Origin of the sequence: Shewanella sp. ALD9 (assembly GCF_002836315.1) — a bacterium.
In the GTDB taxonomy this organism is placed as follows: Bacteria; Pseudomonadota; Gammaproteobacteria; order Enterobacterales; family Shewanellaceae; genus Shewanella.
Genome location: NZ_PJCD01000002.1, coordinates 50,058 through 63,815 on the forward strand (window position 1 = coordinate 50,058; position 13,758 = coordinate 63,815).

13 protein-coding genes and 1 tRNA gene are annotated in these 13,758 nt (G+C 41.7%); 7 read left to right on the forward strand and 7 right to left on the reverse strand.

Annotation, left to right across the window (positions count from 1 at the left end; genetic code table 11):
- Window positions 1-39: 39 nt before the first annotated feature.
- On the reverse strand, window positions 40-960 hold the full coding sequence (locus CXF88_RS03720) for a chemotaxis protein CheV (protein ID WP_011636633.1): 921 nt from the start codon (window positions 958-960) through the stop codon (window positions 40-42).
- A gap of 369 nt (window positions 961-1,329) precedes the next feature.
- On the opposite strand from CXF88_RS03720, the gene flgA reads away from it, so the two are divergent.
- From flgA to CXF88_RS03735, 3 genes are all read left to right on the forward strand, one after another.
- A complete protein-coding gene (flgA, locus tag CXF88_RS03725) occupies window positions 1,330-2,037 on the forward strand; it encodes a flagellar basal body P-ring formation chaperone FlgA (protein WP_101085442.1) in 708 nt (235 codons plus the stop codon).
- A gap of 74 nt (window positions 2,038-2,111) precedes the next feature.
- Window positions 2,112-2,441 (forward strand): flagellar biosynthesis anti-sigma factor FlgM, encoded by a 330-nt coding sequence (gene flgM / locus CXF88_RS03730; protein WP_011636631.1) that lies wholly within the window; start codon window positions 2,112-2,114, stop codon window positions 2,439-2,441.
- 101 nt (window positions 2,442-2,542) lie between these two features.
- The gene (locus CXF88_RS03735) at window positions 2,543-3,016 is read left to right on the forward strand and encodes a flagellar protein FlgN (protein WP_101085444.1); all 474 of its coding nucleotides are present in this window, start codon (window positions 2,543-2,545) and stop codon (window positions 3,014-3,016) included.
- A gap of 167 nt (window positions 3,017-3,183) precedes the next feature.
- Here CXF88_RS03735 and CXF88_RS03740 read toward each other — a convergent pair whose 3' ends face one another.
- The 4 genes from CXF88_RS03740 to CXF88_RS03755 all read right to left on the reverse strand — a co-directional run bounded on the left by CXF88_RS03740 (window position 3,184) and on the right by CXF88_RS03755 (window position 6,011).
- Entirely contained in the window at window positions 3,184-3,744 is a 561-nt protein-coding gene (locus CXF88_RS03740) for a chalcone isomerase family protein (protein WP_101085447.1), read from the reverse strand.
- Between the two features lie 80 nt (window positions 3,745-3,824).
- A complete protein-coding gene (locus tag CXF88_RS03745) occupies window positions 3,825-4,304 on the reverse strand; it encodes a DUF2947 domain-containing protein (RefSeq protein WP_011636628.1) in 480 nt (159 codons plus the stop codon).
- A 212-nt stretch (window positions 4,305-4,516) separates the two neighbouring features.
- A tRNA-Arg gene (locus CXF88_RS03750) sits at window positions 4,517-4,592 on the reverse strand.
- 210 nt (window positions 4,593-4,802) lie between these two features.
- Entirely contained in the window at window positions 4,803-6,011 is a 1,209-nt protein-coding gene (locus CXF88_RS03755) for a flagellar assembly protein FlgT (RefSeq protein WP_101085448.1), read from the reverse strand.
- 269 nt (window positions 6,012-6,280) lie between these two features.
- Here CXF88_RS03755 and CXF88_RS03760 point away from each other — a divergent pair, with 269 nt between their 5' ends.
- Window positions 6,281-6,991 carry a FlgO family outer membrane protein gene (locus CXF88_RS03760; RefSeq protein WP_101085450.1) on the forward strand — a complete coding sequence of 237 codons (711 nt, stop codon included), beginning with the start codon at window positions 6,281-6,283 and terminating at the stop codon, window positions 6,989-6,991.
- Window positions 6,988-7,434 carry an LPP20 family lipoprotein gene (locus CXF88_RS03765; RefSeq protein WP_011636625.1) on the forward strand — a complete coding sequence of 149 codons (447 nt, stop codon included), beginning with the start codon at window positions 6,988-6,990 and terminating at the stop codon, window positions 7,432-7,434. Before CXF88_RS03760 ends, CXF88_RS03765 begins: the two co-directional genes overlap by 4 nt.
- An 82-nt stretch (window positions 7,435-7,516) precedes the next feature.
- On the opposite strand, the gene CXF88_RS03770 is transcribed toward CXF88_RS03765, so the two are convergent.
- Both CXF88_RS03770 and CXF88_RS03775 read right to left on the reverse strand, forming a co-directional pair.
- Complete coding sequence (locus CXF88_RS03770; RefSeq protein ID WP_101085452.1) at window positions 7,517-8,449, reverse strand: DUF6268 family outer membrane beta-barrel protein; 933 nt, start codon at window positions 8,447-8,449, stop codon at window positions 7,517-7,519.
- Window positions 8,450-8,598: 149 nt separating this feature from the next.
- Window positions 8,599-9,249: a TetR/AcrR family transcriptional regulator gene (locus tag CXF88_RS03775; RefSeq protein WP_101085454.1), complete on the reverse strand. Its 651-nt coding sequence runs from the start codon at window positions 9,247-9,249 to the stop codon at window positions 8,599-8,601.
- Between the two features lie 244 nt (window positions 9,250-9,493).
- On the opposite strand from CXF88_RS03775, the gene CXF88_RS03780 reads away from it, so the two are divergent.
- Entirely contained in the window at window positions 9,494-10,615 is a 1,122-nt protein-coding gene (locus CXF88_RS03780; RefSeq protein ID WP_101085456.1) for an efflux RND transporter periplasmic adaptor subunit, read from the forward strand.
- Window positions 10,612-13,677 (forward strand): efflux RND transporter permease subunit, encoded by a 3,066-nt coding sequence (locus CXF88_RS03785; RefSeq protein ID WP_101085458.1) that lies wholly within the window; start codon window positions 10,612-10,614, stop codon window positions 13,675-13,677. Before CXF88_RS03780 ends, CXF88_RS03785 begins: the two co-directional genes overlap by 4 nt.
- Window positions 13,678-13,758: the final 81 nt, after the last annotated feature.

The following is a 13,758-nucleotide window of genomic DNA, read 5'->3' on the forward strand; positions in this document are numbered from 1 at the left end:
ACCTCCAATATTTTGCAATCTTTTGCAATAATAAAAGGTTTATAAACTTAAATGTTTGTTAACCGCAGCGGCTAACTCATCGGGGTTAAACTTAGCAATAAAGTCGTTAGCCCCTACTTTTTGTACCATCGCTTGGTTAAATACACCACTTAATGATGTGTGCAATACTACTTTAATATTCTTTAATTTTGGATCATTACGAATTTCAGCCGTTAAGGTATAACCATCCATTTCAGGCATTTCAATATCAGAAATGATTAACGGAATTTCAACTGAAACATCATCCATTTCTGCGGCAATACTTTTCAGTTTTTCCAGCGCCTCTCTACCATCTTTAGCGGTATCGATTTGCAGATTTAATGACTCTAACGAACGAATAATTTGTTTGCGTGCTACAGCAGAATCATCAATAACCATAATATGATAATGCTGTTCTCTATCAATAGTTAATGCTTCATTGAGCTCTTTACTGATAGAAGTCTTAACCGGTGAAATTTCATCAAGAATTTTTTCAACATCTAAAATCTCTACCAACTCACCTTCAATCTCTGTCACCGCAGTTAAATAAGAAGAGCGGCCAGAACCTTGCGGTGGAGGCATAATCGCTTCCCAATTCATGTTGATAATACGTTCAACTGAACTGACTAAAAAGCCTTGAATACTACGGTTATATTCAGAAATGATAATAAAGCAATTTTCTGTTGATGTCAGTGGGCGTCCACCCGTTGCGGCACTTAAATCGATAACGGAAATGGTTGCGCCACGAATATGAGCAACACCTTTAACAAAACGGTTTAATTTAGGCAACGTAGTCAGTGGTGGGCATTGCAAAACCTCTTTCACTTTAAACACGTTAATGCCAAACCGTTGACGGCCGCTAAGCCTAAACAATAGTAGCTCGAGTCTGTTTTGCCCGACAAGTTGGGTACGTTTATTTACTGAATCTAAAATGCTCGACATAACAAGGCCTTGTAGTTAACTGTCACCCAAAAGGATAAAAATTGTTCTTTGAAATTATAGTAAACCTTGGTTTAGCATAATACGGTTAGTACATATCTTACTGATGGTCACTCAATTTGAGTGTAAACCATCACCAATGTAACAAATACATCTCAATTTAATGAATCAAAAAGTGGGCATGCAACTTGCTTTAATTTTGTATAAATTAGCTCGCACTGTGAACTGACACTTTTTTGACGAAGGGATAATGTTATTCTTATGTCCCCTAGCCCATTTATTTTAGCTTATTGTGTATGCAGAGATTACTCGCATATTTTTCGTTTTTCAAAGTATAGGTGCATTCTGGCAAAACAAGCTAGTATCTTCATTATGAAAGTATTTTTTTTATGTTTTTTGTGTTCAATAACATTTTCTTTGCCTGCAATTGCTAGCGAAGAAATTATCACACCTTCACTATCGACCATTTATGCGTTAGCTAAAGAGGCGGTAGCCAAAAAAATTGATGCTGACTCAAAAGCTAAAGTGCAAATAACCCCACAAAACCTTGAGGGCAGAATCAGTCCACCAGCCTGTTACCCACCGATTAATGTCGAACTTGCCAGTGAACGGGCTATTAGTCGAAATAACATGGTAAAACTCAGTTGTAATAGCCCTGACTATGACTATCCATGGCAAATGTATCTCTCTGTTCGAGTCGAAATCCAATACCCTGTTGTGGTGGCCAACCAACTATTGTCCCCTGACCAAATTATTGGCGAACATCATTTACAAGTCATGTATGTTGACCAATATAGCTTAAAAGGTCAGTTTTTTTCCGACACCACGACATTAATCGGCTCGCGGGTGAAACGTCGGGTAGCGAAAGACTCTCCAGTATTAAGTAATAACCTGTGCTTTGTTTGCAAAGGTGACACTGTTTCTATTTATGCTAAAACCACTAATGTAGAAATAAAAACCCTTGGAGAAGCACTGCGTGATGGCAATATCGATGAGGTTATCAGAGTAAAAAACAGTAACACTAGCAAACAATTCGATGCGGTTGTAATTGGCGTTGGCGAAGTTGAAGTAAGAATGTAAAATAGCGTTAAAGTTTTTTCCTGGGGTGCCGATAGCCTGATTGGAAAACCTGATTCATTACGCTGGAGCCTCCCATGGCAATTGATATTAAGCATAACACTGCTACCAATACACAAATGCGCACTGCACGTGACACGCAGTCTGCTACGCAATCTACAACTACTGCAGCCCCAAAATCAGCTGCACCGGTTAAAACAGATTCCGTTAGCATTACCTCTCAAGCTCAACAGCTTCAGAGCGCACAAACAAAAATGGCATCGTTACCAGAAGTAGACCAAAAAAAGGTCGCTGAAATTAAGCAAGCAATCTCTGAGGGACGATATAAAGTCGATCCAGAAAAGCTTGCAGCGAATATTGCCAGCTTTGAAGCAGAGCTAGGCGGTTTATCGTTTGACAGAGAGTAACCGTTAAACGTTACTCTTTAACTTGTTTTAACGACACACAGATAATAGGTGCAAACTTGCATCATAGAGCAGTGTTAGTTAAAAAAACCTAAGAGTAATTTATGACAGAGTTAAACCAGCCATTACACAAGCAAGCAAGCGAAGATCAACGCAAAGAGCTACACCAACTGCTTGATAGTCAAAATCAGACATTAACGCAGCTGAAATCGCTGATTGTTGAAGAGAAAGCGGCATTATCCAAACAAGATGCCGACAAACTGCTGGCGCTTTCCAAAGATAAAACCCAGTGCTTATTCAATATGAAAGCCACTGACGAAAAACTGGCAAGCCACTCACAGCACAATCTGCTCACCACCGATACTGAACTGGTACAACAAGTCTCACGAGCTAAAACTATTCTCGCCGAGTGCAAAGACATCAACAGTCAGAATGCCAGCTTGATTGAGCTCAATATCGCCAGCCTCAATCGATTTGCCCAGGCATTACAAGCCAGCCGCAATGCCTCAAGCTTGACCTACAATGACAAAGGTAAAACCTCTACCATTTCAACACTGGGCAATGACTTTTCAGCCTAATAAAACTTAGCAACAGCCTAGAGCGCTGCGCTGCTAGGACGCTTCGCGGCTAGAGGCTATAAAATCTTAGCAGCGAAGCTGTCCCTAGAAGCGCAGCGACCCTAGCAGGACGTAGTCTGCCCTAGAACCTAGCAGGACGTAGTCTGCCCTAGAACCTAGCAGGTGATTTATTGAGCTAGCATAGCTTGGCGTAAACTTTGTTGTACCGGAGTTTCACCTAACCAAATCTTAAGTAAAGCCTGACGAAATGCCTCTCCAGCAATATCTCCCTGAGCATTACCATTTTTGATACTGCTCACGCCCTTGCCTTTTTGGGTGACAAAAGTAAATTGATCACCGTCGACAATTTCATCTGCAAACAATTGGGTAAAATGTTCAATATCTTTGGCAATTGAGTGCGTGTCATTGTCGGTAGCAGCTTCAAAACCGTCAGTAATGGCATCACGCATTTTGTTTGAAGTGATCATCCCAGAAGTAATCGTTAGCTGGATCACCGCTATCGGCTGAGTAAGCACATCTTCTAGAGTGTGCACTTTTGTCGGCAGATATAAACTACCCACATATAAATCCATAAAAAACTTACTGCGTACACCAGCGCCATTCAATATCAATGGCTGCTCTGCTACTGTAATTTGCTCTGCTACATCAACATCTGCAATCATGCTAGCTTGCGCCAACAACGGCATCATTAACGATAAGCTCAATCCAATTGAAGCTAATAATTTCATATAAACTCTCTAAAAAACTGCAATATCAACGACTACACCATCAGCCGTTTAACCAACAACCGCAACTCAAGTCGGGTAATTTAACCGCGAACGCCTAATTTATATTGGCCATTCTGTAGAAACATCAATGCTTGCTTGTGCTTTGGCGAGATTAAAATTGGACCATCATCAAAAAATAAAAAGCACTTCCAATTACGCACAAACACATCCCAGCGAGTTTCAACAATTTGGTATTTTTCATAGCAAAAGTACACCACCGCATCATCAGGCCATTGAATATGCGCAATAATTGCTTCAGGCATCGCATTATCATTAGAATCCCATGCCGACTGCCAATGCTCCGTTGCCGCCCAAGCATCTTGCTTTATTGGCCAATCACCTTTTTCAAACAGCTCTGCACGACTGCTCTTATTGCTTATCCACTTATCCCACACTTCCATGGCACTTTTATCGGTCAATGGCTTAATCAAGGCCTTATCATCATCTGATACAGGCAAATCTTTATGGTTAAAAATCCACTTACGCTTATAAAGATCAAACGGAATATATGAATGTGACAAACAACTGCTCCTAGCAACAAAAAATGAAACGCAATTATAGCGCTAAAGCCGATCAGACTGCGATAGCGACAGGGATAAATGATGTGATGATTTGTAAAAATATTAATGCTGAAGATAAAAAGATTAATTGAAGAAAAGTCTGAATCTAAGAAAAAAACGACTAAATGAAAATGAGGGTAAAAGAATAGTAGTAAGAATTAACATAAATTATATGGTCTCCCCACAGGGACTCGAACCCCGATCGGCCGCTTAGGAGGCGGCTGCTCTATCCTGTTGAGCTATAGAGAGACCCAGTTATTATACTGAGTTTATAATCGAATTAAACCTTTTATATTTAATTGCTTGATTAATAACCAACTAATTCATAATCGCCTTACTCTTATCGACTTACTCTTATCGACTTACTCTTATCGACTTACTCTTATCTATTAGCACTTAGCACTTAGCACTTAGCACTTAGCACTTAATTTTGAACAATTAGCTTCTAGTAACCAATCATTAGTTCTTAATCGCAATATCATTTACTTGAATATTATCTGCACTGTCGATGCCGTCAAATATCGCGGTTGAGCTGTCTTCGGTAACTTGTTCGATAACCACATTGGCACGGCTTTTTGTGGCGATGGCACGCATGGAATTAAATCTGTCTGGGATATTTTTTTGTAATACGATTTGGAACTTATCACCCATTTTAACACCATTTTTACGACCTAAATTGATGATAATACGATCCCCTTGCCTGGCGACAATTTGGCCTAGTAATGGACGACAGTTTAACTGCTTATCCAGCGACATCACGCTTTGCTGTAAAATATCGCTGATCGCCTGACCATAAGATGATCGCCAAAAGCGCTGGTTAGCAGGTGAGACGATTTCTTGTCTTTCAAATTCCCAAGGCGCTGAGGTGGCGAATGATTCTGACCACACTACTTCACCGCTGATCCCATGGTAAAGGGTTAATTTAAAAATAAACTGCCTTAGTGGATCATCCTCGACAAAGCCCATATAACTGCTTTGAGCTGGCTCGGTCGAAATATCAATGATTTCAGGTTGCAGCAGATATTGGCTGTCGGTAATTTCGCCTAACCAACTGGGAATACGGTATCCTTTAAAGTTGACCAGTTGATTGGTGTTATCAATTTTTTCATCTGCATGTAGTCGTGCAAAACTGTATCGCGACTGCGCATTGATAGCTTTACCTAATTGCTCGGTGATTCGCTCTTCAAAGTGAGCTAATTGGCCATAACGCAACTGTTCGCGTTCTTGTAAATAGGCTTGTGGCAACATAATCGCGGCCTTGAGAGACTGGCTTTTACATTGAGCGTTAGGTTCTTGTTCGCTGAGTTCAAGCTGTAACACCACGGTAATGGTGTGTTGGCTGATCATTTCACTCATTAATTCAACGTTATTGGCCGATCCCATCCGCTGAATTTGAAAGGTATCTTGAGTAAGCCGACCTTGGTTGACTTGTTGTTCGCTGGAAAAGTTAACCCCGGCTTTTAAACTGGCGTAATTTAATGCTTGGCTTATGGCGTCTTCACGGGCTTTATCTATATCGCCATTCACGATTTTAGCCTTACCAGTTACTTCAATTTGTTCAGCCAATACCGACGACGTTACACACAATGCACTCACGCATAGCATTGCTATTACGGCAAGGTGATTAAAGGTTTTTGTTCGGATAACAGGGCTGTGTCGGATCAACATACAATGTCCTAATGTCAAAAAATCGTCTATTTTGCACAATTGTGTAAATTCAGCTTACTCTATTTTAATCAAAGCAAAAATTGTGCCGACTCACTATATTAGTGGTTATTTTCGATGTTGCACTATTACAGTAAAGCTTTTAACGCATTTGCCGATATAAAGAAACCAATAATAAAGAGTACATAATTGGCCTTAGTTATCGATGGACAAGGCGATTAAATGACTCATTTATACCAAGACTAGCGGCATTATTTGTTAGAGGAATTATTATGATTAACAGGCTTTTTATCTCCACGGTCATGCTTGCGTCGTTATCGTTAGCGGCATGCACCCAAACGCCTAATGCTGCCAATAACCTTGCCTTTAGTAATAACGGTAAATTTGTCAAAATCGTCGACGAAGATGAGGTTTATCACGATAAACTGGCTTATGATATTCAGGCTGCGGGAATATCACCCAAAGGCCAAGTGAATGTGTGGGCAGAAAAGTTAGTCAACGAGTTAGTGTTACAAAACGACGCCTTGCGCCCAGATCAACCACTGCTGATTTCTACGCCAGTGATGACCAGTAATTTAAATGCAACCAATGAATTAGCATTACAGTTACAACAAGGATTACTCGCGGCGTTCCACGCTCATGAATTTAACTTAGTCGATTTAAATGTGGCGACAAATTTGCGCGCCACAGAACAAGGCGAGTTTATGTTGAGCCGCAACTGGGAACTGTTACGTGCAGATTTACCGGTTTCACACGTATTAGTGTCAACCATGACCCTAACCCCTGAAGGTATTGTGTTTAACGGCCGAGTGGTTAATGTGACCAATAATCGCGTCCTTTCAGCGGTGCAATCATTTGTGGCAGCATCGAGTTTGTCGGGTTATTTACAACCCTCTGAACTCATTGAATCACGCAATGGTTTACTGTATCGCCACGAGAATAAGGGCGACAGTCGTTACACCGTATTAGGAGATAAACTATGAAGTCGTTGATGTTAATTATGCTATTGCTGCTCACTGGCTGTGTGAGCAAAGATAAATATGTTCAGTGGGAAACCGAAGCGCCAGCCTCGTTCCCAACGCTAACGGCAATTGGTTATGCCCCGTTGGCGACTCAGCCCAGTAAAGAGCCATCACATCGTATTTTAATGGCGATGCAAGCTTCAAAAATTGCCGCTTACCGAGAGTTGGCTGAGCAAGTATATGGACAAAAAATTTCGGCTAATAGCGACGTAAGTGAATGGTTACTAACTGACGACAACGTTAAATCTAGCGTGAGTGGTATTATTCGCGGCGCTAAAGTGGTTAAGACCTACCCTTCTGGTGAGTTTTATGTCACGGAGCTAGCTCTGGACTTTAAACAAGTATGGCAGTTGTACGAACAACAAAATCGTCCTAAACGCGTAAAAGAAGTTACTTACTTTTAATTGAACGTTTACGCTAACTTGTTGATATAAAAATGCCGCTGATATCAGCGGCATTTTTATTATATTAGGTTAACACTTATCATTAAAACGTCAGTTTAAACACTAAACCTAATGCTGCTTGGTTTTCCATGTCTTCCGTAACGTCTGGGTAACTTAACTCCATTTCGCCACCAAAATAATAACCTGCGTACGCATTAAGGCTAACATTACTAGTTGCTTGCCAGCCTGCGCGAGCAAAGCCTACCCATTCTTCTACTTCAATGGTTTTGTCATCATCAGCAATTAAAAAACGTTCTGTTCGCATTGAGCTACCCACACCGAAACTCCAGTCACGGTTATACTGATAACTTAACTCTAATCCTGCAGGACCACTAAAACCAGCTTGGAACGGGTTAGCAAGTACCCACTTCTCGTTTATCTGCCAACGCACGGCTAAGTAAGGTACGGTGCGCACTTCTGAAATATCATTTAAGTATGCAACACCAAAGCCGAGCATATTGCCGGAATCAAAGCGGTACATGCCCGAGGCAACGACACCATAACTTTGCGCATTTGAAGATGATGCAGTATCGGCATAGGCGTATTGCAGTTTGGGGGCTATAAGAAACATCCAATGATTATCAAGACGGTAAGATAACGATAAACCAGCACTGTACTGATGTATGGTTGACCAAGGTTCAGTACTGCTGCGTAACAGAGTGTTTTGGTTCATATCCCAGTCGTAATCGAGATTATCGTAGCCTAGATTTGCCCCAATTGACCACTGACGATTGAGTGGCATGCTGGCCGAAAAACTGGTCTTCCAAGCATCACGTTGTAACTGATTAGGGTTATTGCTATCAGCCCCAACATTAGCGGTACCCGTTGATGTACGAGCCACAGTGAGCGAAAATGGTGAACGTTCTGGCGCTGCTAAAGCATGCTGACTTAACAACAGTCCCGATGCTAGCAAAATTGACAAAGCTGATGTACTCAATGATTTTGGCTGAATTACGTTAACGTTATAAAGCGTCATATCAATCTGCTTCCCTTCAAATAATGAGATAAGTTAGCTATTAACTTGGCTTAACTGCACCTTGGCTTAATAGCACGTTGGGTTAATAGCACCTTAGTTTAATTACGATAATACTGTTATCGCGCCAATTAAGTTCAACTTTTATTGGCTTATTTTACGTCTACTTGGTGGGCTCGCAAAAACATCTCGGCAGTATCTTGTAAATATTGTTGCCTAGTTGTCAGTAAATCACCTATCTCTAATCCTAGCTCTAAACGTAATTTTAGTTCGCCAAATAACATTAAACACAATCTAACTGCGCTTTCGTGCGGATTTTCAAAAAAGTATTCGCCATGTTCATTGACCTTTTTTAAGTAATTTCTAATCAGTCCGAGTACGTGCTTGGGACCTGCGTCATAAAACAATCTAGACACTTCTGGGTGAGTGTCTGCTTGAGCTACGCAAGTTTTAAATACTGTCATTGTTTCTTTGCTAACAATCATTTCACCAAATTGCAGAGCAAACTGCAAAATAACCCGTTGTGGATTTGCTGCATCAATTAAAGCTTCGCCAGTGAGTTGATGCACAACACATTTAGACTCAATCGCGGAAACAAACAAATCATCTTTGGAACCAAAATGAGAGTAAACGGTTTGTTTTGATACACCGGCATGTTTTGCCACTTCGTCCATGCTGGTATTAGGAAAACCCTGATGGCAAAAAAGGTCAATCGCAGACTCAAGTACTTGAGCCCGCTTTTGCTCACTGCGGCTCAAACTAACCTGTTCAATGTTATTAAGCGATGTGTGTTTTTTTATCATGTTGGTTCCGTAAATTAACCCATTAAGCACAATCGAGTGTCAGCGTTACTACTCATTATTTAGCGTTATAGTAACTAAAAATAGACTGGACAGTCTAGTTTTATAAAACTAGACTACCGAGTCTAGTTAACATTTAAGCTACAAGTCACAATTTGCGGTTAATGAGTTCGCTTATTGTTATTAACACTGGTTTTTAAGATAAATCAACATTGGCACAATATATTGCTTTGCAAGGAATAAACTTATGTACGCGTCAAAGACATTCACCCCAATCATTCGATACTGGGCGCTAGGTTTAAGCTTAATCTCATTAGGCGGTTGTGGCTCTGAGGTAAAAGAGCATTCACAAACAACTGAGTATCAAACGGTATTGTCACAGCCTTTATCATTAAGCGACCGTTATCAACACATGCAAACTTATACGGGTACAATTCGCTCGGCCAATACCACCGGAATTGGCTTTGAGCTTGCGGGTAAACTGAATAATATCCTAGTCGACAGTGGCGATACTGTGAGCAAAGGACAAACATTAGCGAAGCTTGATACTGATTTATTAACCGCAGAAAAGCAGCAATTACAAGCCAGTTTATTGCAAACTCAAGCGGATATAGATTTAGCAAAAAGCACCTTAGCCCGTACTCTAAAGTTGAAACAACAAAACTATGTGTCTGAGCAGCAACTCGATGAAACTCAGCAACAAGTAATTAGCTTACAAGCTAACCAAAAGCGTATAGAAGCCAGCTTAAGTGCGACCAATTTGAAAATTGAAAAATCAACCTTACAGGCCCCATTCAATGGAAAAATCAGTCAACGTTTTCATAATATCGGCGAAGTGATTGCGCTAGGCAGTCCGGTTTTCACCTTAGTTGGTAACAGTCAGCCTGTGGCTTATATTGGGGTACCCATTGATATCGCACAGCAGTTAACCGCCGAGCAGATGGTAGATGTCCGTGTAGGTAAGCAAACCTTTATCGCTAAAATTGCCGGTATTAGTGCCGAGGTCAATACCATTAGTCGCACGGTTCAGTTGCGTATTCATTTGCCCGACTCAGCCAGAGTGATCAATGGCGAAATAGCTTATTTGGCGTATCAACAAGACGTGCAAGCACTTGGTTATTGGGTGCCTATGTCGGCATTAACCGATGGCGTGCGCGGATTATGGAACGTGTTTGCCTTAGTTGAGGCTGAGCAAGGTTTTTATACCATTGAGCGCCGCGATGTAGAGATTATCTATACCAATGAACAACAAGCGTATATTCAAGGTGCCATAAAACCAACCGATGTAATTGTATCGCAAGGATTACATAAATTGGTCGTTAACCAGAAAGTCACTCTCGCTCAAGCTGAGAAAACGGGGGCATTATGATTAAAGCATTTTTAGAAAATGGCCGCCTAACCAGTTTATTTATCGCATTATTAATTGTTGCCGGATTAGGGGCCATTTCAAGCCTACCGCGTACCGAAGATCCACATATTACTAACCGATTTTCGTCTGTTATCACTCAATACCCTGGTGCATCTGCAGAGCGGGTTGAAGCACTTGTGACTGAGGTATTAGAGAATCAATTACGCCGTTTAGAAGATTTAAAGCTAGTCCAGTCGACCTCTCGCCCCGGGATTTCGGTTATCCAGCTAGAATTAAAAGACACGGTCACAGAGACGGATCCGGTGTGGTCGCGCGCTCGAGATCTTATCGCCGACAGTAAATCATTGTTGCCAGTAGAAGCACAAAATAGTGTATTAGATGATCAACTAGGTTATGCCAACACCGCCATTTTAGGACTTGTTTGGGCTGACGATAGCCCTGTAAGAACCGATATTCTTAATCGTTATGCCAAAGAATTACAAAGCCGTCTAAGACTGCTCAGTGGTACTGATTTTGTTAAACTTTATGGCGCACCACAAGAAGAGATTTTAGTTGAGCTAGATGGCAATAAAATCAGTCAATTGCATTTAACCCCCGCCAGTATTGCCGCTATTTTAAATAATGCCGACAGCAAAATTTCAGCCGGTGAAGTTAATAACAGCCAATTTAGAGCCTTAGTTGAAGTCTCTGGTGAGTTAGATTCGCAGAATCGTATCCGCCAAGTGCCGTTAAAAGTAGACGACTATGGTCAAATTATTCGCTTGGGGGATGTGGCCAATATTAGCCGCCAAGCCAAGACTCCGGCATCGAGTATCGCTTTAATCGACAGTCAGCAAGGCGTTTTGGTGTCTGCACGCATGCTCAACAATAATCGAGTCGATGTGTGGCAACAACATGTAAGCAGCGCCATAGATGATTTTTCAGCTAATTTACCAGCCAATATTAAGGTGCAATGGTTATTCGACCAACAAAGCTATACCAGTGACCGATTAGGTGACTTGGTGATTAATCTGCTACAAGGATTTGTGATTATTTTAGTGGTTCTGATGCTAACATTAGGACTGCGCAATGCAGTGATTGTGGCGATATCATTACCATTAACCGCATTATTTACCCTCACCTGCATGAAATATACTGGACTACCGATCCACCAAATGTCAGTAACAGGTTTAGTGGTTGCGCTGGGGATTATGGTCGATAACGCGATTGTGATTGTTGATGCCATTGCGCAACGCCGTCAACAAGGTATGAGCAAACTGGAAGCGGTATCAAAAACCTTACACCATTTATGGCTACCACTAGCAGGGTCGACTATTACCACCATGCTAGCCTTTGCACCTATTGTATTAATGCCTGGCGCTGCGGGCGAGTTTGTGGGTGGCATTGCCATTTCGGTCATGTTCGCCTTACTCGGCTCATATATTATTTCTCATACCATTATTGCTGGCCTTGCGGGTCGATTCAGTCGCAGTGAAAAACCAACGGCTTGGTATCAGCAAGGGATGGCATTCCCAAGAATTAGCCAAGCATTTACCGCCAGTTTACAGTTTGCGTTATCTCGGCCAATACTGACCGCCATCGTAATTGGAATATTACCGATAGCTGGCTTTTTTGCCGCGGGCAAAATGACTGAACAATTTTTCCCTCCGTCTGATCGCGACATGTTCCAAATTGAAGTATACCTGGCACCTCATGTCAGTATTGATAACACTCTCGAGCAGGTCAAACTGATTGATAAAAAGCTGCAACAGATTGACGATATTATCGCAGCTACATGGGTTGTTGGCGGTAATACGCCCTCTTTCTATTACAACTTAACTCAACGGCAACAAGGGGCAACCAATTACGCCCAAGCGATGATTAAAGTGACCGATTATGCCGCCGCCAATCAGTTAATTTTACAATTACAAAAAGAGTTTGATGCCCAATTTCCACAAGCACAGATTTTAGTGCGAAAACTGGAACAAGGGCCTCCCTTTAACGCTCCGGTTGAGCTGCGAATTTATGGCCCTAATCTTGATACTCTGAAAACATTGGGTGAACAAGTACGCGGCATTTTAGTCGCCACACCAGATGTAATTCATACTCGTGCCACCCTCAGTTCTGGCGCGCCAAAAGTGTGGTTACAAGTGAATGAAGACGCCAGTTTAATGAGCGGCCTAAGTTTGAGCGACATTGCTAATCAAATTCAAATGGCGACTACCGGGATCATTGGTGGCAGCATTTTGGAGCAAACAGAATCACTGCCAATACGGGTTCGCTTAGGCGACAACAGCCGCGAACAAGCCACTCGTTTAGCCGAGATTAATCTGGTGTCACCATCGGGGTCAGGCATTCCACTATCGGCATTATCTTATAACGAAATAAATGTCAGTCGTGGTGCAATACCGCGCAGAAATGGCGAACGCGTTAATACTATCGAAGCTTATATCACCAGTGGAGTATTGCCAGCACAAGTGCTCAATGAGGTTAAAGATACTATTGCTAATTTGTCTATTCCTGCGGGATATCATCTCGAAATAGGTGGCGAAAGCGCAAAACGTAATGAAGCAGTAGGGAATTTACTGTCTAATATTGTGTTGGTTGTAACCTTACTATTGGCAACGGTAGTGCTGTCTTTCAACTCATTTAGATTAACCGCCATCATTTTACTGAGTGCTTTTCAATCGGCCGGTTTAGGCTTGTTATCCGTGTATGTATTTGGCTATCCGTTTGGGTTTACCGTCATCATCGGTTTATTGGGATTGATGGGTTTAGCCATTAATGCCGCAATTGTTATTTTGGCAGAACTTGAGGATATTCCCGAGGCGCGCGATGGCAATTTGGCCCTAATCATTAGTACGGTGAGCAGTTGTGGGCGTCATATTGGCTCAACCACTATCACCACCATAGGCGGCTTTTTACCGCTAATTATTGCCGGTGGCGGCTTTTGGCCCCCCTTTGCTATCGCTATTGCAGGCGGTACGCTATTAGCTACTATGTTGTCACTGATTTGGGTGCCGGTAATGTATACCTTATTGATGAAGCCGAAAGGTATACTGGCTAATCACTCAGTCGCGTAATGATATAAATTTCATCAGAATTTATCATTACTTACCACTTTTTCGTACTAAATAACGGGTAATTAGTAGTCCTTAGATGTA